Genomic DNA, 26,229 nt, shown 5'->3' on the forward strand with positions numbered 1-26,229 from the left:
CATGAAGGGTGATCTGTTTTCCAGCGAGTACATGGTGCAGCCGGCGACTGCGGCGGGCATGAGCGTCGAGAACGCCAAGTCGATCAAGTACGCCGTCAACGGCGAGATGCTCGCCCGGCAGGGCGCGATGATCGCCTACCGGGGCAATCTGCAGTTCGAGCGCAAGGGCCAGGGCGTCGGCGGCATGCTCAAACGGGCCGTCACGGGCGAGGGGCTGGCGCTCATGGCGGTGCGCGGGCAGGGGGAGGCCTGGTTCGCGCACGAGGCGCAGAACTGCTTCATCGTCGACATCGACCCCGGTGACGTCTTCACCGTCAACGGCCGCAACGTGCTGTGCTTCGATGCCTCGCTGAAGTACGAGATCAAGACGGTCAAGGGCGCGGGCATCACCGGCGGCGGGCTGTTCAACAGCGTCTTCACCGGGCACGGCAGGCTCGGTCTCGTCTGCGAGGGCAACCCGCTTGTCATCCCGGTTTCGCCGCAGTGGCCGGTGTACGTCGACACGGACGCGATCGTCGGCTGGACGGCCAACCTCCAGACCTCACTGCACCGTTCGCAGTCCATCGGCTCGATGATCCGCGGCGGCTCCGGCGAGGCCGTGCAGTTGATGCTCCAGGGCGAGGGATACGTCGTCGTACGGCCGAGCGAGGCGACACCGCAGAAGGTCCAACAGCACTGATACGAGCCCTTGTCGGGCCTGTTCACGGCTGTCGGACCTTCCGGGGTGGGGGTCTGTTGTGCGCTTGTCTCCTTCGCGGCCCGGGGGCGCATACGCCCGTCGGGCCGCAGCCCTGCCTACGTCGTGGCCCGTCGGCGGCGCCACAGCACCGCGGCGGTGCCGGTGGCGACCAGCGCCGCGGTGCCGGCCGCGGCGGGCAGAAGCACATCGGTGCCGGTCGAGGCGAGCGACCCGTCGCCGGTGGTGTCGAGCGAGCCGCCACCGGTCGTGGTCTGCGCGCCACCGCCTCCCGTGCCGCCCGCGCCGTCTCCGTCGGCGGTCGGACCGTCGACGGGAACGATGGTGCCGGAGCCGGTCGGGTCGGGGGCCGGGCCGGAGTCGCTGGGCGACGGCTCGGACGTTCCGTCCGAAGGACTGGGCGAGGCCGGGTCCGAGGGCGACGGCGACACCGGGTCGGACGGTGACGGCGACTCGGAGGGCGAGGGCGGCACCGGCGCCCGGAACACCGTGAGCGAGGCGTCGGACGGGCTCGCGACGAACACCGAGTCGCCGCCCGGCGTCACCGCGACGGACGAGCTGCCCAACTGGCCGTTGAAACCCGGCAGTTCGGCGCCCATGTCGAGGTCCTTGAGCGTTGCCGTGTCGTACACCGCGAGCTGCCCCACGCCGTCCCCCTCCTCCGGCGGGTTGCCCCAGTCCTGCCACACCGCGAACGCCCGGTCGGAGCGCGGGTCGACGGCGACATCGGCGATGGTGTCGCCGGGTTTGGCGTCGAAGGAGGCGGCCAGTCTGCCGGTGGCGATGTCGTACGCCTCCAGGACCGTGCCGCGCCCGGCCCACAGCACTCCGCGCTCGGTGTCCCACTCCAGGAAGGACACCGCGGCGCCCGCGGCGAGCGGGATCTCCTTGCCGTCCGCCGTGAAGTCGGCCGAACCGACCCTGCGCAGCAGGCTGTTGGTGTTGTCGGCGACCCAGATCTGCCCGGCGGCGGTGTCCACGGCGAGCGGACCGCCGGCGGCCGGCAGGGTCAGGGACCGCTCCACGGTCACCGACGTCTCGCCGACGGCGACCTCCTCCAGTTTCGCCCCGCGCACGACCACGACCGTGCCTGGTTTCGCACCGGCCTTGGCCTGCGTGATCGTCGTAGTGGTGAGCCAGCCCCCGCGGCCCGCCGCGTCCCCGTCCTTCACCGCGGCGATCCCGCGCAGCCCGACGAGATAGTGCACCCCGTCGCCGGGCAGCGGCCCGGCGAGCCGTTTGCCCGGCAGCTGGGCGGGCGCGCCCGTGCTGCCGGGCGAGGTCTTCACCCAGTTCAGTACGTTCCCGGAGGCCGGGTCGACGACATAGACCCCGGCCAGGCTCCCGCCCGTCGTACCGGCGACCGTGTCGGACCCGACGTACAGCTTCCCCGACTCGGGGTGCATCAGCACGTCGAGCGGTTTGCCGACGGTCGTGAGGCGGGCCGTCTGCTCGTACCCGTCCGTTCCCGGCGGGTCGTCGGCGCCGACGGCGGGCGTGCTGACGACGACGGCGGTGAGGACCACCGCCGTGATTCCCACGAGGGCGCCCGCCGCCCGGGGGCGGAGCACATCGCTCCGCCCCCGGGTTCTGAGAGGCGCGGTCACGAGAAGGTGACCGGGATGTAGACGTCGTACGAGCGGGTGCCGCTCGCCGTGTGGTCGGCGCGCGTCACGATGGCGCAGTCCACGTCCGTGCCGCAGACCTGGCCGGAGGCGATGTTCGGGTTCACGTGCACGCTGACGTTGAAGGAGCCGCCGGAGCCGTAGGTGGAGCTGTTCGCGACCGTGCCGCCGCCGAAGTTGGACACCCAGTGCGAGGCACCCGTCGTGCCGGACTGGTCCGCGCCGCCCAGGCAGGGGGTCGGCCGGGAGGTGTAAGTCGACGGGTCCCCGGGCACGACGCCGTCGGGTATCACGCACAGGCCGACGTAGACACCCTGGACGGTGTTGTAGCCGCTGCCGGAGACGGTGATGTTCTGCCCGGCGGCCGACAGGGCGTCGGGGGCCGTCAGGGACAGGTTGTACGTCGTTCCGCTCACCGTCACGGACCGCGTGGCGGTGGCGGCCGAGGCGGAGGTGGCGAGCCCGATCGTCAGCGCGGCGGCGGTGGCACCGACGGCGGCGATTCGGGTGGCGCGGGCGAACACGGCGGATCTCATGGGTAGTTGGCCTTTCGGAGGCGAAAACCACTTAGGTAAGGCAAACCTAAGTTGCAGGTCAATGGATCGTCAACCCGTACCTCAGGGAGCCCAGCCGAACCGGCCGGCTCAGGCCACGTGCAGGGGCAGCGACTTCAGGCCGTTGATGAAGTTGGAGACGAGCCGCCGGGGAGGCCCGGCGACGCGCGGCGGCACGGGCAGGGCGCGCAGCGCCTCCTCGTACAGCACCCGCAGCTGCAGCCGGGCGAAGTGCGCGCCCAGGCAGACATGCGGTCCGTCCCCGAAGGAGACGTGCGGATTCGGCGTACGCGCCAGGTCGAGCCGGTGCGGCTCGGCGAACACCCGCTCGTCGTGGTTGGCGGAGGCGTGGAAGACCACCACCTTGTCCCCGGCGCGGATCCGCGTCCCGGCCAGCTCGGTGTCGCGGGTGGCCGTGCGGCGGAAGGTGAGCACCGGCGGGTGCCACCGCAGGAGTTCGTCGACGGCCGACCCCAAGTCGACCTCACCGGCGCACAGTTGGGCGTACGCATCCGGATGCCCGGCCAGCGCCAGCAGTCCGCCGGGAGCCGCGCCGCGTACCGTGTCGTTGCCCGCGACCGTCAGCAGGAAGAAGAACATCTCCAGTTCGTCGGTGGCGAGTTCACCGTCGGCGGCGAGCACGGTCATGACGTCGTCACCGGGATGCCGCCGCTTTTGGCCCGCCAGTTCCCGGGCGTACGCGAACATGTCCCGCAGTGCCGCCGGGGAGCGCGGGTTGACCGGTCTGCCCACGGTGTCGAGCACGGGCGGGCCCGACTCGTCCGGGTCCTGATAGCCGATGACCCGCTGGGTCCAGTGCAGCAGCAGCCCGCGGTCGCTCTCCGGCACGCCGAGCAGATCCGCCAGGTTGAGCAGCGCGTAGTCGTCGGTGACATCGGTGACGAGATCGTACGTCCCGTCGTTCCTGCGGGCGGTCGCCACCGCCTGCTCGAACAGCGAGCGGGCCCGGGTGCGGGCGACCGACGCGAAGTGGTCGACGCGGCGCGGCGTGAACGCCCTGCTGACCAGCCGCCTCAACCTCCCGTGTCCCGGCGGATCCTGATTGAGCATCATCCGCCGGATGAACGGCAGGTCGTCCGGATCCGGATCCCGGATCTGGGTCGCCCCGAGCTGCGAGGAGTACGTCCCCGAGTCCCTCAGGACCCGGACCACATCGGCGTGCCGGGTGACCGCCCAGAAGCCGGGCCCGGCCGGCCAGCCGAGCACCTCGTGCTCCTGCTGCCAGGCCACGGGACGGTGATCGCGCAGGACGCGGTAGGCGGCGTGGGGGACACCGGCGGCGTACTGCCGGGGGTCGAAGACGTCGGGGACGGCGTCGGGGACGGCGTCCGGGCCGGGTTCGCCGGCGGGTGGTGTCGGCGTCGCTCGTGAGGTCACACCACCACGGTGACCCGGCCGTGCCGGGGCGGCAAGGGCGTGCGCGGGTGCTCCCCCCGACCGGCGGCGCGAATGTGCTTTCGCATTTTCCCGGAGACCGCGGGAACGGCGCATAAGTGTGTGGTGATCACGTCAAGTCGGGGGCATCATGCGCGCATGCCGACGCGCCGAGCCCGCCTCCGTACGGGAAAACCGACCGTCGCCGCGATCGCCCTGGTGATGACCCTGGCGGCCTGCGGCGGCGACTCCGACGACTCCGATTCCAGTAACGCCGGGGGCAACGGGCTGGAGAGGTCGAGCATCACCGTCGCCGCGCTCCCGCTGGCCGACGACGCACCCCTCTACATCGCGCAGGGCCGGGGCCTGTTCAAGAAGGAGGGCCTGGACGTGCGCATCCAGCCCGTCCAGCAGAGCATCCAGGCACTGCCCGCCCTGTCGAAGGGGCAGGTCGACGTCATCGCGAGCGCGAACTACGTCACCTTCCTCCAGGCCCACGAGAAGGGCACCCTCGACCTCCGCATCCTCGCCGAGGGAGCACGCGTCGCGCCGCACATGATGGACGTCCTCGTGCCCCAGGACTCGGACATCAGGAGCGTCGCCGACCTCAAGGGCAAGAAGGTCGCCGTCAACATCCTCAACAACATCCAGTCACTGACCCTGAACGCGATCCTCGACCAACAGGGCGCCGGCCGCCCCGAGTACCGGCAGATCGCCTTCCCCCAGATGGGACCCGCCCTGGAGAAGGGACAGGTCGACGCCGTCCACGCGGCCGAGCCCTTCAACAGCGCCATCCAGAACGACCTCAACGCCCGCGTCCTCGTCGACGGCGGCTCAGCGCCCGTGGAGTCCATACCGATCAGCGGCTACGTCACGACCCGCGACTACGCCTCAAAGAACCCGAAGACCGCGGCGGCCTTCAAGCGGGCCATCGCCGCGGCCGCGGAGATCGCCACCCAGGACCAGGACGCCGTATGCGAGGAGTTGCCCAAGTACGCCAAGGTGACCGCGGACCAGGCCGAGTCGATCCGGCTGCCGGACTACCCGGCGACCACGGACGTCACCCAGCTGAGCCGGCTCACCGAACTCATGAAGAAACAGGGCCTATTGAAGAAGACGATCGATCCGGCGACGTTGCTCGTCAAGTGAGCCGGGCGAGCCGGGCGAGCCGAGTGAGCCGAGTGAGTGAGCGAGTCAAGTGAGGAGACATCGTCAGGAACTGCTGCTCGGCGCGCTCGGTGTGCTGCTCGCCTTCGGAGTGTGCGAGGCGGTCGGCCGGGCCGGTCTCGTGAGCCGCAGCTATCTGCCGCCCGCCTCCGAAGTCCTGGCGCGGGCGGTGGAGTTGGCGGGCGATCCGGTCTTCCTGGACGGGGTCGCAGCCACGGTCCGGGCCTGGGCCCTCGGACTCGGCCTCGCCTGCGCGATCGCCGTCCCGCTGGGTCTGCTGCTCGGCAGTGTGCCCGTGGTCGACGAAGCCGTGCGCGCGATCGTGGAGTTCCTACGGCCGCTGCCGTCCGTCGCGCTGATCCCGCTGGTGTCCCTGCTCCTTGGCTCCGGTACGGAGACGAAGGTCGCCCTCATCACGTACGCCTCGGTCTGGCCCATCCTCTTCAACACCGTCTACGGCCTCGGCGAGACCGATCCCCTGGCCAAGGACACCCTGCGCGCCTTCGGCTTCGGCCGTCTCTCGGTCCTCCTGCGCGTCGAACTCCCCGCGACCGCGCCCTTCATCGCCGCCGGACTCCGCATCTCCGCGGCCATCGCCCTCGTCCTCGCCGTCGCCACCGAGATCCTCGCGGGGTTCGGGGAGGGCCTCGGCATCTTCATCGCCCAGTCCGGCCTGGCGACGGACGGTACGTGGGATGTGCTGGCGGGGGTGGTGTGGGCCGGGGCCCTTGGGCTGGTCATCAACAGTGTGCTGGTGTGGGGGGAGCGGCGGTTGTTTCCTTGGACGCCGGAGCATCGGGGGATGCGGTGAGGTGGGCTGGGGGTTGGTTTTTCGCCCCCGCCGCCCCTACCCATTCCCGTCACTACTCGGGGGCCGGCCCCCGAACCCCCGCTCCTCAAACGCCGGAGCGGCTGAAATACCCAGGGGCGCGGGGAACTGCGCAATCTTTTGGGGGTTCGGGGGCGGAGCCCCTGAGTCAGGGACGGGAATGGGTAGGGGCGGCGGGGGCGAAAACCAGGGCGGTGAGGTCGGTCTATGAGGGGTGGTGAGGCGGCGCGCAGCGCACTGCTTCGGTGGGGCGTGCTCGCCGTGGCCATAGGCGCCTGGCAGACAGCCACCCGCACACACGACAGCGTCTATTTCCCGCCACCCTCAGAAATCGCCCGCCACACCCACAGCCTGTGGTTCTCTGGCCCGCCCACCCACGCCTTCCTCACCCCGGAGGCCACCGAGAACATCCTCCCCAGTCTCGCCCGCATGACCACAGGCTTCGCCCTCGCCGCAGCCGCGGGAATCGCCCTGGGCACAGCCCTGGGCCGCTCCCGCCGCGCCTACGCCCTCTGCAACCCGGCCCTGCAGTTCGCCCGAGCAGTCCCACCCCCGGCCCTGGTCCCCGTCTTCGTCGTGATCTTCGACTTCGGCACCCAGATGCAGCTCGCGTCGATCGTCTTCAGCGCCATCTGGCCCGTACTGATCAACACGGCGGAGGGCGCCCGCAACACCGACCCCCTACGCATAGACGTGGCAGCCGTACTGCGCCTCACCACGGCGGAACGACTCTGGCTCCTGTTCCTGCCCTCGGCCCTCCCGCGCATCTTCGCGGGCCTGCGCCTGAGTCTCTCGCTCTCCCTCATCCTGATGGTCTTCTCGGAGCTGCTGCCCGGCACGGCCAACGGCATCGGCTTCACACTCACCGACGCCCAGTCGCGCTCCGACCTGCTCACCGTCTGGGCCGCGCTGGTGCTGCTCGGCGCACTCGGATACGTCCTCAACACCGGCCTGTTGGCGGTCGAGAAGCGACTGCTGGGCAAAGGGAGGCCTGCATGAAGCCGGAGCCGAAGCCGGAGCCGAAGCCGGAGCCGAAGCCGGAGCCGAAGCCGGACACGGGACCGGTCCGCGCGGCGGAGAGCGTCACCGTCCTGGATGCCGTCATCCGGTTCTGCCGCGACACCGGCATGACCACCGTCTTCGGCAACCCGGGCTCGACGGAACTACGCATGTTCCGCGACTGGCCCGACGACTTCACCTATGTGTTGGGACTACAGGAATCCGTCGCCGTGGGCATGGCCGCAGGACACGCACTGGGCACGGGCCGAGCCGCCCTCGTCAGCCTCCACTCGGCGGGCGGAGTGGGCCACGCCCTGGGCGCGGTCTTCAACGCGTACCGCGACCGCGTGCCCCTTGTCGTCCTGGCCGGCCAGCAGTCGCGCGCCCTGACCCAGCTCAGGCCGTTCCTCGGAGCCGACGACCCCGTACAGTTCCCGCGCCCGTACGTGAAGTCGAGCCGCCAGCCGGACCGCGCGGCCGATGTACCCGCCGCGCTCGCCGAGGCCCACCGCCTCGCCATGTCGCATCCGCGCGGCCCCGTCTTCGTGTCCGTCCCCGAGGACGACTGGGACCAGCCGGCCGCGCACGTCGAACCGCGCACGCTGCACGGCGCGTTCACCGCCGACGCGGGCGCCCTGTCGGCCCTGGCGGCGCGCCTGGACACCTGCGAGCGGCCCGCGCTGGTCGTCGGCCCCGGAGTCGACGACGAGCAGGCGACCGCCGAGGTCCGCGCCCTCGCCGAACGCACCCGCGCCGCCGTCTGGATGAGCCCGATGTCCGGGCGCTCCGGCTTCCCCGAGTCGCACCCGCTCTTCCAGGGGTTCCTGCCGCCGGCGGCCGACCGGCTCGCCGCCTGCCTGGAGGCGTACGACGTGGTGGTGGCCCTGGGCGCGCCCCTGTTCACGTACCACTTCCACACGGAGGGCCCGCCGCTGCCCGCGCGTACCGAGCTCTTCCACCTCGACTGCGATCCGGGGCAGGCGGCCTGGCTGCCGACGGGCACGAGCATCGTCACGACGCTGAAACCGGCCGTCGGCCAACTCGCCTCACTGGTGGGGGAGTCGGACCGCAAACCGCCGCCCTCGCGCCCGGCCCCTCTCCCCGCCCGCGCGCCCGGCAACGTCGACGTCGACGTCGACGGCCCGATCACACCGGAGCTCGTACTCGACCTGCTCCAGGAGCGGCTGCCCCGCGACCGCGTCCTTGTCGAGGAAACACCCAGCCATCGCGAAGCGCTCCACGCGCGCGTGCGCATCGAATCGGCGGGCGGGTTCCTCACCACCGGCAGCGGGGCGCTCGGCTGGGGACTGCCGCTCGCCGTGGGGCGCGCGCTGGCCGACCGGCGGCGCGTGGTGTGCCTGGTCGGCGACGGCTCGGCGCTGTACTCCGTGCAGGCCCTCTGGACCGCCGCACGCCACCGGGCGCCCGTCACGTACGTCCTCCTCGACAACGGCGGATACGCCGCCGTACGCGCCCTCGGCCGCCGCATCGACATCGCACCCGTGCCCGGCACGGACATCGGGGACATCGACTTCGCCCGGGTCGCGACGGGCTTCGGCTGCCCCGCGGCGTACGTGGAGGAGTCCGCCGACCTCCCCGCCGCACTCGACCGTGCGCTGGCCGGCCACGGTGACGACGACGGGCCCTTCCTGCTCCATGTCCGGGTCGACGACGGCGCGTTCGACTCCGCTTCCAGGGACAGGTGACCGCCCCGCATGCTCCGTCTCGACTCGCTCGGCCAGTGGTACGGCGATCATCCCGTCCTGCACGACATCACGCTCACCGTTCCCGACGGTCAACTCCTCTGTGTCGTCGGGCCGTCCGGGTGCGGCAAGTCGACACTGCTCCGGACCATCGCGGGGCTGCAGCCGGTGCGGGAGGGCTCCGTCAGCGTCGACGGGGAGCCCGTCACCGGTGTGCCCGACCGGCTCGCCGTCGTCTTCCAGGACTACGGGCGGTCGCTCTTCCCCTGGCTGTCCGTCCGGGAGAACGTCGCCCTTCCCCTGCGACGGCGGGGCCTCGGGCGGGCCGAGCGGCGGGACGAGGCCGAGCGGATGCTCGAACGGGTGGGGCTTCCCGGCGCCGGGCGGCGGCATCCCTGGCAGCTCTCCGGCGGCATGCAACAACGCGTCGCGATCGCCCGCGCGCTCGTCTGCCGGCCCTCCCTCCTCCTCATGGACGAGCCCTTCGGCTCCCTCGACGCCCAGACGCGCGAGGACCTTGAGGACCTCCTCCTTGAGGTGCATCAGACGGAGGGGCCGACGATCGTGTTCGTCACGCACGACATCGACGAGAGCGTGTACGTGGGGGACCGCGTGGTCGTCCTCTCGTCCGGCCCCGCCTCCCGGATCGTCCTCGACCTCCCCGTCACCCTCCCGGGCAAGCGCGACCAGATCGCGACACGGGGGCTGCCGGAGTTCGTGAGCTTGCGGGCGGAGGTGGGGAGGGCGGTACGGGGGTGAGGGGGTGGGTTTTCGGGTGCGGGTTCGTTGTGGCTGATCGCGCAGTTCCCCGCGCCCCTAGGTTTTTAGGGGCGCGGGGAACTGCGCAGTCTTTTGGGGGTTCGGGGGCGGAGCCCCTGAGGAAGTGACGGGAATGGGTAGGGGCGGCGGGGGCGAAAAAGGGTCCCGTCACCCCAGTCGGACGTCCTGCCAGACCATCCGGTGGTCCGACGTCGGAACCACCGTCCCGTTGCCGACCAGCCGGTAGAGCGGATCGCCGGACGTGGGCCAGAAGACCCCGTTGCCGGCCGGGATCAGCCCACGGGACGGAATGACATGGTCGACACGGAGATTGCCGGGCGCGGTGTCACCGAAGTCCGCGGTGTCGTACGCCGGGTTACCGACATGCGAGGCATTGGCACCCCCTTGAAGCCGGGACGCCTCCACGCCACCACGAGACGAGGGCGGCACGCCAGGCTCCCGCACAGCCGGGTGGTCGAGCAACTGCCGCACCGCGTTGTCGTAACTGTCCCCGTCGAACGGATCGGCGTTGAGGTCACCCGCGATCACGAACCGGGCCCCGGCCCGCAATCCGCCCCGTACACCCCGGTCGTCGTACAGGTACGACCCGCGCCGCCGCCCCCCGATGTAGTCCGCCCACAGCCGGATCTCGTCGTGGTTGCGCCGCCCGTTGCGGTCCTCGGCCCCGTCGAAGGTGGGCGGGGTGGGATGCGAGACGAGGAAGTGCACGGTGGAGGAGGAGCCGTGGCCGAGCCGGACCGGCAGGTCCCAGTGGCTCTTGGAGGACAGCCGCAGGATCGCCGTGGCCTCCGCGCTGTAGTAGCCCTCCGGCATGACGTTGCCGGGCATGTCCTTCCACAGGAAGTGCTGGAAGGTACGGGCCGCCCGGACGTCGATCGGGTACTTGGAGAGGACGGCCATGCCGTACTGGCCCGGGAACCAGCCGTACCCGAAGGCGTCCTGCCCGTACGCATCGGAACCCGGCGTGGTGACGGCGCCGTTCCTGCCGTCGAGGTCCAGCCCGGTGGCGACACCCGTGTTGACGGGCGCGGTGAAGCGGTAGGGGAAACGCACCGGCTTCGCGCCGTTCTGGCCCACGGCCAGGTAGTTGCGCTGGAAGAGCCGGAGCGCGGTCCAGTCCTCGTCGTAGTCGAACTCGTTGATCAGCAGCACGTCGGGGTCGACCCGCTGGATCGTCTCGGCGACATTGCGGGCCTGCTGGTTGTCCGGCGTGGACAGGTCCGTGACGAGGGCGCCCTGAGTGCCGCGGTTCAGCGAGGCGTTGAAGGTGGCGAAGCGGACGGCACGCCGGGAGGTGCCCGCGGAAGCGGAGGCGGAGGCGCCGAACGCCGTCGTGCCGGCCAGCGCGGCTCCTGTGAGACCGGCGAGCGCGGTGCGGCGGGAGAACGACGGGCCGTGCGGTCTGGGGTGGTTCATCGGTACTCCGGGGGAGGGAGGAGAGACGAGGAGGGCACGTGAACTCCCGTAGTCTGCGCGCGTAGACGCAGGTGGCACAAGGGTCTGCCGGGGACTCACGGACCGCGGTGAAGCGGGGCTTTCGGACGGTCGACGCCCTGGTGTACGCACGTCGTACGGGTTCACAGCACACTCTTGAGCCCGCCCGCAGGCCCGCGGAACAGCACACCTTTCCCCGAACCGCCTCCAGACACTCATCTGTTCACGCGATGGTGCGATCATGTGCCGCCGTACGGATGCAGGTCGGAGGCCGCGGGTAGGGCCGGGCCATGACGCAGCCGTTCGAACTCCCGCACTTCTACATGCCGTATCCCGCGAGGCTGAACCCGCATCTCGACGAGGCGCGTGCCCATTCGAGCGAGTGGGCGCGCGGGATGGGCATGCTGGAGGGCTCCGGTATCTGGGAGCAGGCCGACCTCGACGCGCACGACTACGGCCTGTTGTGCGCGTACACGCATCCGGAGTGCGACGGACCGGCCCTCTCGCTCATCACCGACTGGTACGTGTGGGTCTTCTTCTTCGACGACCACTTCCTGGAGACCTTCAAGCGCAGCCAGGACCGCTCCGGCGGCAAGGACTACCTGGACCGGCTCCCCCTCTTCATGCCGCTCGACCTGTCGACCCCGGTGCCCGAGCCGCAGAATCCGGTCGAGGCCGGACTCGCCGACCTCTGGGCGCGCACGGTTCCCTCGATGTCCCTGGGCTGGCGCAAGCGGTTCGCCGAGTCCACCGAGCATCTGCTCAACGAGTCGATGTGGGAGCTGTCCAACATCAACGAGGGGCGGATCGCCAACCCCGTCGAGTACATCGAGATGCGCCGCAAGGTCGGCGGCGCCCCCTGGTCGGCCGGGCTCGTGGAGTACGCGACGGCCGAGATCCCCGAACCCGTCGCCGGCACAAGGCCGTTGCGCGTGCTCATGGAGACATTCTCCGACGCGGTGCACCTGCGCAACGACCTCTTCTCCTACCAGCGGGAGGTCGAGGACGAGGGCGAGCTGAGCAATGGCGTGCTCGTCCTGGAGACCTTCTTCGGCTGCACCACCCAGCAGGCCGCCGACACGGTCAACGACGTCCTCACCTCGCGGCTGCACCAGTTCGAGCACACCGCGCTCACCGAAGTGCCCGCGCTGGCCCTGGACAAGGGCCTCACACCGGACGAGGTCCGCGCGATCGGCGCGTACGCGCAGGGGCTGCAGGACTGGCAGTCGGGCGGCCACGAGTGGCACCTGCGGTCGAGCCGCTACATGAACGAGGGGGCGCTCACGAGCTCACCGCTGAGCGGCCTCACCGGTCCCGGCACCTCCGCCGCCGACGTGGGGGCGCTGCTCGCCGCCGCCGGTGCCGAGCGGCTGCGCGCGTACACCCATGTGCCGTACCAGAAGGTGGGACCCTCCCAACTCCCCGATTTCTACATGCCGTTCCAGGTCCGGCTCAACGCCGATCTGGACGGGGCACGGCAGCGCATCACGCCGTGGGCCCACAGCATGGGCATCCTGGAGGAGGGCGTCTGGGACGAGGACAAGCTCGCCGCCTACGACCTGCCGCTGTGCTCGGCGGGCCTCGATCCCGACGGTACGCCGGAGGCGCTGGACCTCAGCGCGCAGTGGCTCGTGTGGGGGACGTACGGCGACGACTACTACCCGATGGTGTTCGGGCACCGGCGTGACGTGGCCGCGGCGAAGCTGTGCACCGAGCGGCTCTCCGCCTGTATGCCCATCGAGGGGGATGAGATCCCGCCCCCGGCCAACGCGATGGAGCGGGCCCTCGCCGATCTGTGGCGGCGCACGACGGTCACGATGACCCCGGAGGCGCGCCGCACCTTCCGGGCCTCGGTGGACGTGATGACCGAGAGCTGGGTGTGGGAGCTGTCCAACCAGCTCCAGAACCGCATCCCCGACCCCGTCGACTTCCTGGAGATGCGTCGCGCCACCTTCGGCTCCGACCTCACCAAGAGCCTGTGCCGCCTGGGCCACGGCCCGGCGGTGCCTCCCGAGGTCTACCGCAGCGGTCCGGTCCGTTCGCTGGAGAACGCCGCGATCGACTACGGGATGCTCATCAACGACGTCTTCTCGTACCAGAAGGAGATCGAGTACGAGGGAGAGGTGCACAACCTGATCCTCGTCGTGCAGAACTTCTTCGGCTGCGACTACCCGACGGCACTCGGCGTCGTCCACGACCTCATGACCCAGCGCATGAAGCAGTTCCAGCATGTCGCCGCCAACGAGTTCCCTCTCCTCTACGAGGACTTCCAGCTCTCCGACGAGGCCCGCGAGATCCTGGAGGGCTATGTGGTCGAACTGCAGAACTGGATGGCCGGCATCCTGAAGTGGCACTACGACTGCCGCCGTTACGGGGCCGCCGACCTGGCCCGCCGCGCCCACGGCTTCGTACCGGGACAGCTCCCGGGCCTGCCGGTCGCCACAAGTCGGCAGAGGGCGTCGATCGGCGCGCTCTGACAGAGCCGCCGCATCGCATCACCCGTTCGAGGATCGTGATGCGCCGGTGCGGAGGGTAGGGCTCTGGCCGGAGGCGATGATCCATGGAACAGACCGCGTTGCGTCCCAAGCCGATGCCGGGCCGGGAGCCGGGCGGCGGCCGCCCGCCCGGCACGGTCCGCCGCCCGCACGCCGCACGCCGGCGCGGGCGACGGCTCATGACCCTGCTGTTCAGCCTGTTCGTCGGGGCGGTCCTCGTGCTGTCGGGGATCGGCCTCGGCACCGTGGGCGCCACGGTGATCGGGATGAGCAAGCTGGCCGACCTGCAGAGGGAGGCCGGTGGAGCGGGCGGCGCCCCCGGGGCTTCCGGCCCGCCGCAAGGGTCGGCGGAGGGCCCGGCTCAGGGGCCCGGCGGCTCCAAGTCGGCCCCGGGTGCGGGGAGTTCCGCCTCGTCGAAGAATCCGTCCCGGGATCCGCGGAACGACTCGCCCCAGGAGCGGCCCACCCTCGGCGTGGAGGCTGTCGACGCCCCCAACGGCCCGGGCGCGCTCCTCGTCGGCGTGCACGTCCCCGGGCCCGGCTACACCGCGGGTCTCGTACGGGGTGACGTCCTGCTCGTCCTCGGCAGAACCCGTGTCGACTCGGCCGCCGACCTCGCGCGGGCCGTCGCCGCCGCGCGCCCCGGCACGGCGGTCAGGCTCACACTGCGGCACGCGAGCGGCGGCTACCAGCAGCTGTCGGTGACCCCCGGCGTCGTCACCTGACGGGTCAACCGGCCACCCGGAAGTGGCTCGTCAACCGGCCCTCGTCGTCGAGCACATGGAAGGCGAATCCGGGAGGCGCCTCCCGGTCCGCCGTCCCCTCGCCCTCCCACGGCAGCCGCAGCGTCCAGGTCACTCCGGGCCCGACAACGAGCGGCCGCCCGCCGAACGTCGTGGCCGCGGGCGTGTGGGCGTGCCCGGTGATGATCCCGGCGACCTCGCTCCTGCGCGCCAGCAGCGCGGCCAGCGCCGACGGCCGGCGCAACCGGTACGCGTCCGGCAGCGGATGGTGCAGTGCCACCGGCGGGTGGTGGAAGGCGAGCAGCGCAGGCAGCCCGTCGAGTTCGTCGAGCGTCTCCTCGATCCAGGCGTACGTCTCCTCGTCCAGCTCTCCCTCGTCGCTGCCCGGCACGCTGGAGTCGCACATCAGGACGGCCGCGTCGTCGAAGACCCGCACGCTGTTGACCGGCCCGTCGCCCGCCGGTTCGCCGAGCAGTGCCTTGCGGTAGGGCGCGCGGCTGTCGTGGTTGCCCGGACACGTCAGTACGGGGAAGGGGGCGCCGCGGTCGCGCAGGCCCAGGATGCGCGCGGCCTCCTCGTACTCGGCCTCCGTCCCGTGGTCCGCGATGTCCCCGGTGACCAGCAGGGCGTCCACCGGACCCGGCAGCTCCCACAGCCGGTCCCGCACCCGCTCGGCGCGCTCCGTCGCCCGCCCGGTCCCGTCGAGATGCAGGTCGCTGATGTGCGCGAGCACGAGCATGGTGGTTTCCGCCTCCCCTGGGTGGCACTTAATGGCTTGAGCGTATCCAAGCATTAGAACTAATGGTTGGGCAATCGGGGATCGTTGGATGTCTGGCCGCGCTCCCTCCACCGGGCCACGATGCGGGCTACGAGATCGGCTACTACGGCCTGTACGTCTGGTTCGTCGGCCGGATGAAGACCGTGCTGTCCCGGGCCGGCGTGCGGCGCAGGCTGGAGAGCTGATGCCGTCACCGGAAGGCGCCGTCGCGAAAGTCGCGCCGACCGGCTCGCGCCGCCCCCGCTGTCCGGGCAGGATGCTGCCCGTAGCCCCTTATGACCCACGGAGGCCCGGATGACCGGCACGCCCGCGCCCTTCACCGCCGACGACTACCAGGCACGGATGGAGCGCGCCGCGCGGGCCGCCGCCGACGCGGGGCTCGCCGGGGTACTGGTCGCACCCGGACCCGACCTCGTCTGGCTCACCGGCTACGCCCCGCCCGCGGCCACCGAGCGGCTCACCCTGCTGGTGCTCGCCCCCGGACAGGACCCCGTGCTCGTCGTGCCCACCCTGGAGGCCCCGGACGCCGAGAAGGCGGCGGGCGCGCCCGCGCTGACCCTGCGCGACTGGACCGACGGCAAGGACCCGCACGCGACGACGGCCCCGCTCCTCGACGCCTCGGGCCGCTTCGTGGTCAGCGACAACGCCTGGGCGCTGCATCTGCTGGGCCTCCAGAAGGCACTGCCCGGCACCTCGTACGTCTCCCTCACCGAGGGCCTGCCGATGCTCCGGGCAGTCAAGGACGCGGCGGAACTGGAGCGGCTGACTGCGGCGGGAGAGGCCGCCGACGCGACGTACGAGGAGATCCTCAAGGTCTCCTTCGCCGGTCGCCGCGAGTCGGAGGTCGCCGGTGATCTCGCCGGCCTGCTGCGGCGGTTCGGGCACTCACAGGTCGACTTCACGGTCGTCGGGTCGGGACCGAACGGCGCCAACCCGCACCACGAGGCGGGCGAACGCGTCATCGAGAACGGCGACATGGTCGTCCTCGACTTCGGGGGACTGAAGCACGGCTACGGCTCCGACACCTCCCGCACCGTGCACGTCGGCGAGCCGAGCGCCGAGGAGCGGCGGGTCCACGACGTCGTCCGCGAGGCCCAGGAGGCGGCGTTCCGGGCCGTACGGCCGGGCATCGCCTGCCAGGACGTCGACCGGGTCGCCCGCGCGCACATCACCGAGGCCGGGTACGGCGACCGCTTCATCCATCGCACCGGGCACGGCATCGGCGTCACCACCCATGAACCGCCCTACATGATCGAGGGCGAGGAACAGCCGCTCGTGCCCGGGATGTGCTTCTCCGTAGAGCCCGGAATCTATCTGCCGGGCCGTTTCGGCGTACGGATAGAGGACATCGTGACGGTCACCGAGGACGGCGGACGCCGCCTCAACAACACCTCCCGGGAGTTGGCCGTCGTGCACTGACCACCCCCCAGGAGACCCGGACCCCGAACGGCAGACGGCGCGACCATGACCCAGGCAACGACACCCACCGCGGACACCGTGCGACGCCTCGTACGCTCCCTCCTTCCGGACGGCGGCGGGCCCGAGATCCGGCCCGTCGCCGAGGGCGGCGAGCACTCCACCTGGTTCGTGGGCGCACGCCATGTGCTGCGGCTCGCCCCGGACCGCGAGGCCGCCCTGCGCCAGCGGCGCGAACTGCGGCTGCGCGACCTGGTGCGCCCCCACATCGGCGTCTCCGTGCCGGTGAGCATCGCGCACGGCGAGTGGGCGAGCGGTCTGACGTACACGCTCGACACGCTCATCCCGGGCGGCTCCGGCGAGCGGCAGGACGTCTCCGCCGTGGGCGAGGCCGACCTGGCGGGACTGCTCACGGGGCTGCGCGAGGTGCCGGTGCGCCAGGCGGAGGCGTTCGGGGTGCCCCGGGCCGCGCCCCGGTCCCTCGAAGTGCTCCGGACCGCCGCCGAACGCGCCGCCGAACAGCTCGCCGCCGCCGACGAGTTCGACCCCGCCCGGCTCCAGCAGCTGACCGTGCCCGCGGCCGGTCAGCTCGCCGCGCAGCCCGGCGCCGCCTTCCTCGTCCACCACGACCTCAAGGGCGAGCACCTCGTGGTCAGCGCCGACGGGCGCGTGCGCGGCGTCCTCGACTGGACCGACGCGGTGGTCGGCGACCCGGCCGAGGACATCGCGGGCCTCGCCCTCGCCGTCGGAGCCCCCGCCGCCGTCCGCGCGGCCACCCTCGCCGGTTACGGCGCCCGCCCCTGTCTGCGCGGCCTGTGGCTCGCCCGCTGCGACACCCTCACCCGCCTCGCCGACCGCCTCCGCAACCACGACAACAGCCCCTTGCCGCTCCTCCGCTCCCAACTGCGGCGCTCCTGGGAGGCGATCCTCCTGGAACGGGTCACGGAACTGCGGGACGAGACGGACGAGACGCTGTAAGGGAGTTCGAGAACTGGGCCGGGGGTGGGCCGGGGGCGGCGCGCGTAAACGCTTGCGCAAGCGTTTACGTGACCCCGGCGCCGGATGGCACCATCCCCGTCGGCCCCGTCGGCGCCCCGCCCGCCGCGCCCGTCACGCCTGCAGAAGCACCACGCACGACTCGCCCGGCAGGCTCAGCACCCCGTCCTCGCCCGGCACCTCCACCGGCTCCCACGCCGCCAGTACGCGGGCCGGCCGGGTGCCGAGGGGGATCGCCGCGGGGTCCTTGCCGAGGTTCACGGCCACCCGGACGTCACCGCGCCGGAAGGCGAGCCAGCGGGTGCGCTCGTCGAAGGCGACCTTGACGTCCGCGAGGTCGGGATCGGAGAGGTCCGGCTGGGTGTGCCGCAGGGCGATGAGTTCGCGGTACCAGTCGAGCACGCGCGCGTGGAGCCCGTTCTCCGGTTCGGCCCAGTCCAGGCAGGAGCGGTTACGGGTGGCGGGGTCCTGCGGGTCGGGAACGTCCTCCTCGGCCCACCCGTGCGCCGCGAACTCCCGGCGCCTGCCCCGGCGTACGGCCTCCGCGAGTTCGGGATCCGTGTGGTCGGTGAAGAACTGCCAGGGCGTGCCCGCCGCCCACTCCTCGCCCATGAACAGCATCGGCGTGAACGGCCCGGTCAGCGTCAGCGCGGCCGCGCAGGCCAGCAGGCCGGGGGAGAGGGACGCCGAGAGCCGGTCGCCCTGGGCGCGGTTGCCGATCTGGTCGTGGGTCTGCGTGTACCCCAGGAGGCGGTGTGCGGAGACCTTCGTGAGGTCCAGCGGGCGGCCGTGCCGGCGACCGCGGAAGCTCGAATACGTACCGTCGTGGAAGAAGCCCGAGGTCAGCGTCTTGGCGACCGAGGCGAGGGGGGACCGGCCGAAGTCCGCGTAGTAGCCCTGCGCCTCACCGGTCAGCGCGGTGTGCAGCGCGTGGTGGAAGTCGTCGTTCCACTGCGCGTGCAGCCCGAGCCCGTTCTCCTTGCGGGGCGTGATGATCCGCGGGTCCGCCAGGTCCGACTCGGCGATCAGGAACAGCGGGCGGCCCTGCTCCTCGGAGAACGTGTCCACGGCGGCCGACAGTTCCTCCAGGAAGTGGCACGCGCGCGTGTCGTGCAGCGCGTGCACGGCGTCCAGGCGCAGCCCGTCGAACCGGTAGTCGCGCAGCCACGCCAGCGCGCTGCCGAGCAGGAACGCACGCACCTCGTCCGAACCGGGCGCGTCCAGGTTCACGGCCGAGCCCCAGGGCGTGTGGTGCGTCTCCGTGAAGTACGGCCCGAAGGCGGGCAGATAGTTGCCGGACGGCCCCAGGTGGTTGTGCACGACGTCCAAGACGACACCGAGGCCCAGCTCGTGCGCCCGGTCGACGAAGCGTTTCAGGGCCTCGGGACCGCCGTACGGCTCGTGCACCGCCCACAGCGACACGCCCTCGTACCCCCAGCCGTGCCGCCCCGGGAACGGGCACAGCGGCATCAACTCGACGTGCGTCACGCCCAGTTCCACCAGATGCCCGAGCCGCCCGGCGGCCGCGTCCAGGGTCCCCTCGCGGGTGTACGTGCCCACGTGCAGCTCGTACAGCACGGCGCCCGGCAGCCCGCGCCCCGCCCACTCCGTACGCCACGCGTACCGCTCGTGGTCGACGACCGCGCTCAGCCCGTCGGGCCCGTCCGGCTGCCGGCGCGAGCGCGGATCGGGCAGCACGGGGCCGTCGTCCACCGCGAACCCGTACCGCGTCCCGTCCTGCGCCTCGGCCTCTCCCGTCCACCACCCCACGCGCTCCGGATCGGGCTCCAGCGCGCGCGTGGTGTCCGCGCAGTGGAGCGTCATGCGGTCGGCCTGTGGTGCCCACACCTCGAACTGCACGGACGGTTCTCCCTCGTCTGCTCACCGTGACGTCGCCGGTCCCATGGTGCGTCAAACGAGATCAATTCACCTTCGAATCCTCCGGATCCAACGACTTGAAAGGACCGGATCCGACGTAGGTACTGCTCTGAAGTGCTGCGTTTTCTGGACACTCCGGCCGTGCTGCCAGACAATCGGCTGCGTGACGTCGTCCTCCGAGTTCCACACCTATCCCGCTCCCGCGCGGTTGTCGGACGCCGAGCGCGACCGGGCGCTGAGGGTGCTGCGGGAGGGCGTCGCCCTGGGAAGGCTCTCCCACGACACGTTCGTACAGCGGATGGAACTCGCCTTCGCCGCCCGCACCTTGGACGAACTCGCCGCGCTCACCGCCGACCTGCAGACGGAGAACCGTTGGTCGCGGGCGCTGTTCGGCGCGGTCGAGGCGGTCTCCGGCTTCACCGTGCGGCTGCGCAGGGCGTGGCAGGCCGAGAAGCTTCCCAAGCTGCTGCTGCCGCGGCCGGAGAACCGGTATCCGCTGCGCATCGGGCGCGACCCGGCCAGCGGTCTTCGGCTCAGCCACGAGACGGTGTCCCGGGTGCACGCCGAACTCATCCGCCAGGGCGGGATGTGGGTGCTGCGGGATCTGGGCTCGACCAATGGCACGTCGGTGAACGGGCGGCGGGTGATCGGGGCCGCCGTTGTCCAGGTCGGGGACCAGGTCAGTTTTGGGCGGATGGCGTTTCGGCTTGCTGCGGACTGACGCTTCGCTGTGCGGGAGGGCGGTCCTGCGGCTGCCGGTTCGTCGGCTGCGGGTCCGCTGTGGCTGGTCGCGCAGTTCCCCGCGCCCCTGGAGGGGCGCGAAGTTGAAGTCTCTGCCGGGTCGACCCGGCTGATGTGAACGTTTCGCCTCTGCCGTGGTGTTGACGTACCTCCGTAGTCGTGACTCACTGTGCGTACGCCATGCACACCTAGTGAACCGATGGCTCTTCACAGCGGAGGTCAATACGCTGCCGCCACTCCTCCGCTACCTGTCCGTCGATGAGCTTGGCGTGCGGGCGGCCGCGCTCGTCGACCGCCGCCCACGGGACGCCCGGCTGCGCCAAGTGGGCACGTCACGGGCCGGACTGCCCCTGTTGCTGCTGTCCGTCGGACACGGCAGCAGGCAGGCCCTGGTCGTCGCGGGACCCCACGCCAACGAGCCGGTCGGCGGCGCCACCGCCCTGCGGCTCGCCGAACGGGCCCTCGCCGACCCCCGGTTGTGCGACGGCGCCGACGTGACCTGGAACCTCCTGCTGTGCCTCGACCCCGACGGCGCCCGCCGCAACGAGGGCTGGCTGTCGGGCCCGTACACCCTCGGCCACTACTTCCGGCACTTCTTCCGCCCCGGCTTCCTCGAACAGCCCGAGTGGCTGCCCGACGGAGCGGCGGCGGCCGCCCTGCCGGAGACCCGCGCCCTGCTCGCCCTCCAGGACGAACTGCGGCCCTTCTTCCAGTGCTCCCTGCACGGTGTCGACGTGGGCGGCGGCTTCGTCGAGCTGACCCGCGACCTGCCCGGCCTCGCGCCGCGCCTCGCGCACATCGCGGGGCGCCTGGGCATCCCACTGGAACTCGGCCCGTACGACACGCTGTACTGGCCCAGCCTCGGGCCCGCGGTCTACCGGATCCCGCCCCCGCGTCGCGGCGACCTGGCCGCGGCCATCACGGAGGCGGCCGTCGAGTCCACCTGGTTCCACCCGCACGCGTACGGCACGGTGACCGCCGTCGTCGAGGCGCCCATGTGGGGCGTGGCGGCCGTGGGGGACGGCTCGGCGCCCGCGGACACCGACGGGGCCCTGCGGGCCGTCAGCCGCACGCTGCGGCGCGACACGGCCCTTCTGGAGGTCCTGCTGGCCCGTATCCGCCCCTCCCTGGACACGGCTCGGGACGCGGACCGTCTCCTCGCGCCGGTCGACGACTATTTACTGGTCGGCCCCGGCCTCGCCGACTCCTGGGACCCCGACACCGGTCCGGACACCGACGCGGACGGCGGCGCGCGTCCGCTGCCGCCGCTCGACACCGCCCGGCTGACCGCGCTGCGCATCTCCGGGCGGCGGATAGCGCTGCGCACGGCGGGGCTGCTGCGCCAGTTGGTGACCGCCGCCGGGCAGGACCCGTCCGGCGCCACGGCGGACCTCGACCGGCTCATCGACGAGTGGTGCGCGGACTACCACGACGGCCACGGGGCCCGCTGGATCCCGGTGGCGCGGCAGGTCGAGTACCACGCGCGCGTGGTGCTCGCCGCGTTCGACCTGGCCCGGCACCAGGCACCCGTCCCGCCGCCCGGCGCGAGTCCGCTCGGCACGCCCCCGAGGAGGGCCGAAGTGCCGTTCGAGTGAGTCGGGGTGGGCCTCGGGGCCTCGTGTGCCGATGCACAGGCAATGACGAACACTCACAAAGCGAGGGCCGCCGTACGGGCCTGTCTGCTGACCGTCTGCGCCCTCCTCGTGGCGGGCTCGGTGCCGGCCCGGGCGGCGGCGCCCCCGGAGCGGATCGCGGGCAACTGGCTCTACGTCACCGTCACCCGCGGCGACGCCCGCTCCAGCGACACGCGCGGCACGCTGCTGTTGTGCGACCCGCCCCAGGGCCACGCGCACGCGGCACGGGCCTGCGCGGAACTCCGGGCCGCGGGCGGCGACATCGGCCGCATCCCGCCCAAGGAGGTCTACTGCCCGATGATCTACGCGCCGGTGACCACCTCCGCGCGCGGGGAGTGGGGCGGCCGTGCGATCACCTACAAGGAGACCCACTCCAACTCCTGTGTGATGGCGGCGCGCACGGGATCGGTGTTCGCCCTGTCGGACTGAGCCGTTCGCACCGAACCGCCGGGCACGCGCGCGAGCCCACCGCCAGGCATGCGCGTGTGCCGCAGGAAGCAGCCCTCACGCGCGCGTGCCTCACGCCGCCCGGTCCCTGGCGTGCCGGGCCGCCGCCACCACCGTGCGGCTCTGGTGTTCGACCTGGTGCTCCAGCGGCACCCAGCGCGCCCTGAAGCGCTCCGCGAAGGCCTCGCTCCAGGACGCGACCAGGCGCTCCAGAGGGGGTGCGGCGCGGTCGTCGGTCTCCTGGAGGACCCGCAGGAGCATCGCCGCGGCCCGCAGCGGGAGCCGTCGGCCGAACGCGTCCACGCTGCCCACGTACGCCATCGTCGAGTCCGCGGGCGGCGTCTGCGCCCAGTCGCCCGCCAGCCCCGGCACCAGCTCCAGCGCCCACTTGGCGGCGCGCAGCAGGGGTCCGTCCGGCCCGGGAAGGCGCGGCAGCACCTCGGCGAGGACGCTCTCGACCTGGATCGCGTCCTGGAGGAGGCGACGCGCCAGACGTCGCAGCGCCGCCGCAGGGGCGGGATGCGGCGCGGGATCGTCGACCAGGTCGCTCGCCCACATCGGCACCTCGACGACCGCGGTCAGACCGCCGTACCGGTGGGCGTGGTACCAGGTGCTGTGCCGGGCGTCGTCCGGCATGCTCGGGTACGCCAGGTCCGAGCCCGGGGCGGGCATCACATGCACACCCGGTCCGGAGGCGGGCCAGCCGGCGGCGTCCGAGGCGCCCGTCTCCACCGGGATGTTCAGCTCCGCCGCGGACTTGGCGAACGGTTCGGCGAGACCCGGGACGTCCTTGGTCAACTGCACCCAGCTGCCGCCGAGATCCGTTCCGTGGAGGGTCACCTGGAGGTAGGGGCGCAGTTCGTCGATGACCCGGGTCAGGGCCCGCGTCTCCGGAGGCAGCCGGTCGGGCGGCAGCACCGACGGCGACCACTCGGGCTGCTCGGGGCCCGCCGGGCGGAAGAAGCCGAGGTGGTAGTCGAGCAGGGTGCGCGGCGCCGGCGTCACATGGAGGCTGGCGCCGTCCGGGTCCGCGCAGAGCAGGAAGTGCCAGGAGGTGTCGGCCCGCAACTCCCGCTCGCGCAGCACCCGTTCGGCCAGCGACAGCAGGGTGGAGCCGCCCGTGGGCTCGTTGGCGTGGGCGCCCGCGACGACCAGCACCGAGCGCGCGGCGTGGCCCAGGGAGAGCAGGTGCAGCGGCCGGCCGGCGCGCGAGGAACCGACCTGTCTGAGCGAACAGAGGCCCGGCCGGTGGGCCGCCAACGCCCGGGCCGAGGAGACGATTTCGGTCACACTGGGGTAGCGCAGCTCCGGCAGGAGACTCACCCCCGACTAGGTCCGCCCGGCGTCGCAATCCGCAGTACTCCACGGACCGGAGGAACTGTCAAGGACGTGAAGGGGCGCCACCGGGGAGCGCCCAGCAGCATTTACCGGTAGCCGGGGGGCAATTCACCCCCGGACGGCACGCGCGGCCCGTGCCCTCCGCCGGGGAGCCGCCGGTCAGCCGCTCGCCCCGGAGCCGGCACCGGAGTCGTCGATCCGCTCCAGCAGCACCACGGGCAACGGTCCGAAAAGCTCCTCCACGCGCGCGTGCCCCGTGAACTCCCGTCCCGGAGCGAGCGGGTCCGCCCACCGCCCCGCGGGCAGCGCCAGGACCGTGTCGCGCCAGCCGCCCGCCTCCTCCAGGCGCAGCGACAGCCGGGTCACGGCCGTGACCACCTCCCCGGAGCGCACGAACGCCACACAGTGCGCGGCGCCAGGACCCTCCGCGAGAAGCGGCGTGTACGTCGCCGACTCACCGAAGACGGCCGGCCGCCGCCCGCGCAGCCGCAGCGCGGCCCCGGTGAGCGCGGCCTTCTCGGCGGACAGGCCGTCCGGGTCGACCGGCGGGAAGTCCGCGGGCCGCCGGTTGTCCGGGTCCACCAGAGCCCGGTACTCGACCTCCGTGCCCTGGTAGAGATCCGGCACGCCCGGCATCGTCAGATGGACCAGCGCGGCCCCCAGGACGTTCGCGCGCACATGCGGCTCGACGGAACTCCTGAACCCCGCCACCAGCTGCCCCGGCGTCCCGCACGGCCCCGCCTTCAGGAACTCCGCCACGGCGGCCTCGTACGCGGGATCCTGCTCGGTCCACGAGGTGCCGAGGCCCGCCTCGCGGACGTGCTTCAGCAGCGCGCCCTGGAGCCGCTCCCCGGCCGCGGGACCGAGCCCGACCGCCGTCTGCCACGCGGCCCAGGCCACCTGCGGATCCGGCGCGCCGACCCCTTCGGCCGCCGTCCACCCGGTCACCTCGGCCAGCAGGTCGGCCCAGCGCGACGGCATCTGCGTGAGCACCGAGATCGCCGCCCGTACGTCGGCGCTGCGCTTCGTGTCGTGCGTGGACAGGACGGTGCCGGTGGCGGGCCAGTCGCGCTGCACGCGCGCGCAGTACGCGTGGAAGTCCTCCGGGGACACGCCCGGGGACCCCGGTTCGCCGCCCACCTCGGTCGCCGACAGCAGCGGAACGTACCGGTAGAACGCGGTGTCCTCCACGGACTTGGCCCGCAGCGCCGACGCGGTCTGCGCGAACCGCGCCCGGAACGCCTCGTACTCGGGTCCCTCGCCGATCCGGCCGAGCACCAGGTCCCGTACGAGATCGACCGCCTGGGCCTCCTCGGGCACCTGGAAGGCCTGGCGCGACTCGTCCGCGGCCTCCTCGGTGACGACCGTCGCGGCGTCCCCGGAGGTGTAGGGCCGGTAGACCTCCATGCGGACGAGGAGCTCCCGCAGCGCGGTGCGCAGGGCCCAGGTGGCGCGGTCGCGCAGCGCGGTGTCGGGCGAGGTGCGGCACAGGCGGTCCGCCTCGCGCGTGAGCCGGTCGACCTCGGCGGCCAGCTCGTGATGGACCACCTTGTACGCGGCCCGCCGCACGGTCGCCTCCCAGACGCCCCCACGATCGGCCTGGGGGGCCGCGAAACGCCGGTACTGGCCGAGGAGTTCCCCCGCGCCCGCCGGGTCCGTGAAAAGGCCGTCCACGTGCCGCAGCGCGTCGTATCCGGTGGTGCCCGCGACCGGCCAGGCGGCGGGCAGCGGCTCGCCGTCCGCGAGGATCTTCTCGACGACCGTCCAGCGCCCGCCCGTCGCCTCGTGGAGACGGCGGAGGTACGCGTCGGGGTCGGCGAGGCCGTCCGGGTGGTCGATCCGCAGCCCTTCCACCACGCCCTCGTCCAGCAGCTGGAGGATCTTCCCGTGCGTGGCCGCGAACACCTCCGGGTCCTCCACGCGCACCCCGATGAGCTCCGAGATGCTGAAGAACCGCCGGTAGTTGAGCTCGGTGCGGGCCAGCCGCCACCACCCCAGGCGGTACCACTGCGCGTCCAGCAGCCGGGGCAGCGGCAGCTTCTCCGTGCCGGCCCGCAGCGGGAACACGTGGTCGTAGTAGCGCAGGACGTCCCCGTCGACCTCCAAGGCGCTGATCTCCGCGCCGAGCGGCTGCCCCAGCGCCGGCAGCAGTACGCGCCCCTCGTGGGCCCGCCAGTCGATGTCGAACCAGCGCGCGTACGGCGAGTCCGGGCCCTCGCGCAGGACCTCCCACAGGGCGTGGTTGTGGCGCGGGGTCATCGCCATGTGGTTCGGCACGATGTCCACCACGAGGCCAAGACCGTGCTCCCGCGCGGAGCGCGAAAGGGACCGCAGCCCCGTCTCGCCGCCGAGTTCGTCCCGCACGCGCGCGTGGTCCACGACGTCGTAGCCGTGCGCCGAACCCGGAACCGACTCCAGGACCGGCGACAGATGCAGATGCGAGACGCCGAGCGAGGCCAGATACGGGACGGCCGCCTCGGCCGCCCCGAAGGGGAACTCCGGTTGCAGCTGGAGCCGGTAGGTGGCGGTCGGCGCGGCGGGGGCCACCGGGTCGGGACGCTCAGGTGTCATGGGAACCTA

21 protein-coding genes and 1 pseudogene are annotated in these 26,229 nt (G+C 72.2%); 14 read left to right on the plus strand and 8 right to left on the minus strand.

Features of this window, described 5'->3' with window-relative positions:
* The first annotated feature begins 1 nt into the window (after position 1).
* Positions 2-679 carry an AIM24 family protein gene (locus ACFWXQ_RS09840; protein WP_143638556.1) on the plus strand — a complete coding sequence of 226 codons (678 nt, stop codon included), beginning with the start codon at positions 2-4 and terminating at the stop codon, positions 677-679.
* A 116-nt stretch (positions 680-795) separates the two neighbouring features.
* Here the strand turns inward: ACFWXQ_RS09840 and ACFWXQ_RS09845 are convergent, their stop codons facing one another.
* The 3 genes from ACFWXQ_RS09845 to ACFWXQ_RS09855 all read right to left on the minus strand — a co-directional run bounded on the left by ACFWXQ_RS09845 (position 796) and on the right by ACFWXQ_RS09855 (position 4,274).
* Positions 796-2,268, minus strand: coding sequence for a hypothetical protein (locus ACFWXQ_RS09845; protein WP_386267916.1), 1,473 nt, complete (start codon positions 2,266-2,268; stop codon positions 796-798).
* Between the two features lie 32 nt (positions 2,269-2,300).
* Positions 2,301-2,858 (minus strand): hypothetical protein, encoded by a 558-nt coding sequence (locus tag ACFWXQ_RS09850; protein ID WP_383956856.1) that lies wholly within the window; start codon positions 2,856-2,858, stop codon positions 2,301-2,303.
* A gap of 108 nt (positions 2,859-2,966) precedes the next feature.
* Positions 2,967-4,274 (minus strand): cytochrome P450, encoded by a 1,308-nt coding sequence (locus tag ACFWXQ_RS09855; RefSeq protein ID WP_383956853.1) that lies wholly within the window; start codon positions 4,272-4,274, stop codon positions 2,967-2,969.
* A 156-nt stretch (positions 4,275-4,430) separates the two neighbouring features.
* On the opposite strand from ACFWXQ_RS09855, the gene ACFWXQ_RS09860 reads away from it, so the two are divergent.
* From ACFWXQ_RS09860 to ACFWXQ_RS09880, 5 genes are all read left to right on the plus strand, one after another.
* Positions 4,431-5,420, plus strand: a complete 990-nt coding sequence (locus ACFWXQ_RS09860; protein WP_383956850.1) for an ABC transporter substrate-binding protein — start codon at positions 4,431-4,433, stop codon at positions 5,418-5,420.
* A 49-nt stretch (positions 5,421-5,469) separates the two neighbouring features.
* The gene (locus ACFWXQ_RS09865; RefSeq protein ID WP_383956847.1) at positions 5,470-6,249 is read left to right on the plus strand and encodes an ABC transporter permease; all 780 of its coding nucleotides are present in this window, start codon (positions 5,470-5,472) and stop codon (positions 6,247-6,249) included.
* A 225-nt stretch (positions 6,250-6,474) separates the two neighbouring features.
* Positions 6,475-7,266 carry an ABC transporter permease gene (locus ACFWXQ_RS09870; RefSeq protein ID WP_383957059.1) on the plus strand — a complete coding sequence of 264 codons (792 nt, stop codon included), beginning with the start codon at positions 6,475-6,477 and terminating at the stop codon, positions 7,264-7,266.
* Positions 7,263-8,972 (plus strand): benzoylformate decarboxylase, encoded by a 1,710-nt coding sequence (mdlC, locus tag ACFWXQ_RS09875; protein WP_383957063.1) that lies wholly within the window; start codon positions 7,263-7,265, stop codon positions 8,970-8,972. The genes ACFWXQ_RS09870 and mdlC overlap by 4 nt, the downstream gene beginning before the upstream one ends.
* Before the next feature lie 9 nt (positions 8,973-8,981).
* Positions 8,982-9,728 carry an ABC transporter ATP-binding protein gene (locus ACFWXQ_RS09880; protein ID WP_383957066.1) on the plus strand — a complete coding sequence of 249 codons (747 nt, stop codon included), beginning with the start codon at positions 8,982-8,984 and terminating at the stop codon, positions 9,726-9,728.
* Positions 9,729-9,896: 168 nt separating this feature from the next.
* Here the strand turns inward: ACFWXQ_RS09880 and ACFWXQ_RS09885 are convergent, their stop codons facing one another.
* The gene (locus ACFWXQ_RS09885; protein ID WP_383954513.1) at positions 9,897-11,165 is read right to left on the minus strand and encodes an endonuclease/exonuclease/phosphatase family protein; all 1,269 of its coding nucleotides are present in this window, start codon (positions 11,163-11,165) and stop codon (positions 9,897-9,899) included.
* Positions 11,166-11,473: 308 nt separating this feature from the next.
* Between ACFWXQ_RS09885 and cyc2 the strand changes: the two genes are divergently transcribed.
* The gene (cyc2, locus tag ACFWXQ_RS09890; RefSeq protein ID WP_383954515.1) at positions 11,474-13,660 is read left to right on the plus strand and encodes a germacradienol/geosmin synthase Cyc2; all 2,187 of its coding nucleotides are present in this window, start codon (positions 11,474-11,476) and stop codon (positions 13,658-13,660) included.
* An 83-nt stretch (positions 13,661-13,743) separates the two neighbouring features.
* Entirely contained in the window at positions 13,744-14,403 is a 660-nt protein-coding gene (locus tag ACFWXQ_RS09895; RefSeq protein WP_383954517.1) for a PDZ domain-containing protein, read from the plus strand.
* Between the two features lie 4 nt (positions 14,404-14,407).
* Here ACFWXQ_RS09895 and ACFWXQ_RS09900 read toward each other — a convergent pair whose 3' ends face one another.
* Positions 14,408-15,160: a phosphodiesterase gene (locus ACFWXQ_RS09900; RefSeq protein ID WP_383954519.1), complete on the minus strand. Its 753-nt coding sequence runs from the start codon at positions 15,158-15,160 to the stop codon at positions 14,408-14,410.
* A 122-nt stretch (positions 15,161-15,282) separates the two neighbouring features.
* On the opposite strand from ACFWXQ_RS09900, the pseudogene ACFWXQ_RS09905 reads away from it, so the two are divergent.
* From ACFWXQ_RS09905 to ACFWXQ_RS09915, 3 genes and pseudogenes are all read left to right on the plus strand, one after another.
* A pseudogene (locus ACFWXQ_RS09905) lies at positions 15,283-15,384 on the plus strand (LysE family translocator); the annotation flags it as partial.
* A 109-nt stretch (positions 15,385-15,493) separates the two neighbouring features.
* Positions 15,494-16,618 carry a M24 family metallopeptidase gene (locus tag ACFWXQ_RS09910; protein ID WP_383954521.1) on the plus strand — a complete coding sequence of 375 codons (1,125 nt, stop codon included), beginning with the start codon at positions 15,494-15,496 and terminating at the stop codon, positions 16,616-16,618.
* 45 nt (positions 16,619-16,663) lie between these two features.
* Positions 16,664-17,593, plus strand: a complete 930-nt coding sequence (locus ACFWXQ_RS09915; RefSeq protein ID WP_383954525.1) for an aminoglycoside phosphotransferase family protein — start codon at positions 16,664-16,666, stop codon at positions 17,591-17,593.
* A gap of 132 nt (positions 17,594-17,725) precedes the next feature.
* Here the strand turns inward: ACFWXQ_RS09915 and treZ are convergent, their stop codons facing one another.
* On the minus strand, positions 17,726-19,471 hold the full coding sequence (gene treZ, locus ACFWXQ_RS09920) for a malto-oligosyltrehalose trehalohydrolase (protein WP_383954527.1): 1,746 nt from the start codon (positions 19,469-19,471) through the stop codon (positions 17,726-17,728).
* 181 nt (positions 19,472-19,652) lie between these two features.
* Between treZ and ACFWXQ_RS09925 the strand changes: the two genes are divergently transcribed.
* The 3 genes from ACFWXQ_RS09925 (at position 19,653) to ACFWXQ_RS09935 (ending at position 22,293) form a co-directional block, all read left to right on the plus strand.
* Positions 19,653-20,210, plus strand: coding sequence for an FHA domain-containing protein (locus ACFWXQ_RS09925; protein ID WP_383954529.1), 558 nt, complete (start codon positions 19,653-19,655; stop codon positions 20,208-20,210).
* 211 nt (positions 20,211-20,421) lie between these two features.
* Positions 20,422-21,825: a M14 family zinc carboxypeptidase gene (locus ACFWXQ_RS09930; RefSeq protein ID WP_383949562.1), complete on the plus strand. Its 1,404-nt coding sequence runs from the start codon at positions 20,422-20,424 to the stop codon at positions 21,823-21,825.
* Between the two features lie 42 nt (positions 21,826-21,867).
* Entirely contained in the window at positions 21,868-22,293 is a 426-nt protein-coding gene (locus tag ACFWXQ_RS09935; protein WP_383949560.1) for an SSI family serine proteinase inhibitor, read from the plus strand.
* A gap of 90 nt (positions 22,294-22,383) precedes the next feature.
* Here the strand turns inward: ACFWXQ_RS09935 and ACFWXQ_RS09940 are convergent, their stop codons facing one another.
* Both ACFWXQ_RS09940 and treY read right to left on the minus strand, forming a co-directional pair.
* Positions 22,384-23,634 (minus strand): M14 family zinc carboxypeptidase, encoded by a 1,251-nt coding sequence (locus ACFWXQ_RS09940; protein ID WP_383949558.1) that lies wholly within the window; start codon positions 23,632-23,634, stop codon positions 22,384-22,386.
* Between the two features lie 174 nt (positions 23,635-23,808).
* The gene (treY, locus tag ACFWXQ_RS09945; protein ID WP_383949555.1) at positions 23,809-26,220 is read right to left on the minus strand and encodes a malto-oligosyltrehalose synthase; all 2,412 of its coding nucleotides are present in this window, start codon (positions 26,218-26,220) and stop codon (positions 23,809-23,811) included.
* Between the last annotated feature and the right edge of the window lie 9 nt (positions 26,221-26,229).

It is taken from the genome of Streptomyces sp. NPDC058697 (assembly GCF_042715345.1).
Lineage (GTDB): Bacteria > Actinomycetota > Actinomycetes > Streptomycetales > Streptomycetaceae > Streptomyces > Streptomyces liliifuscus.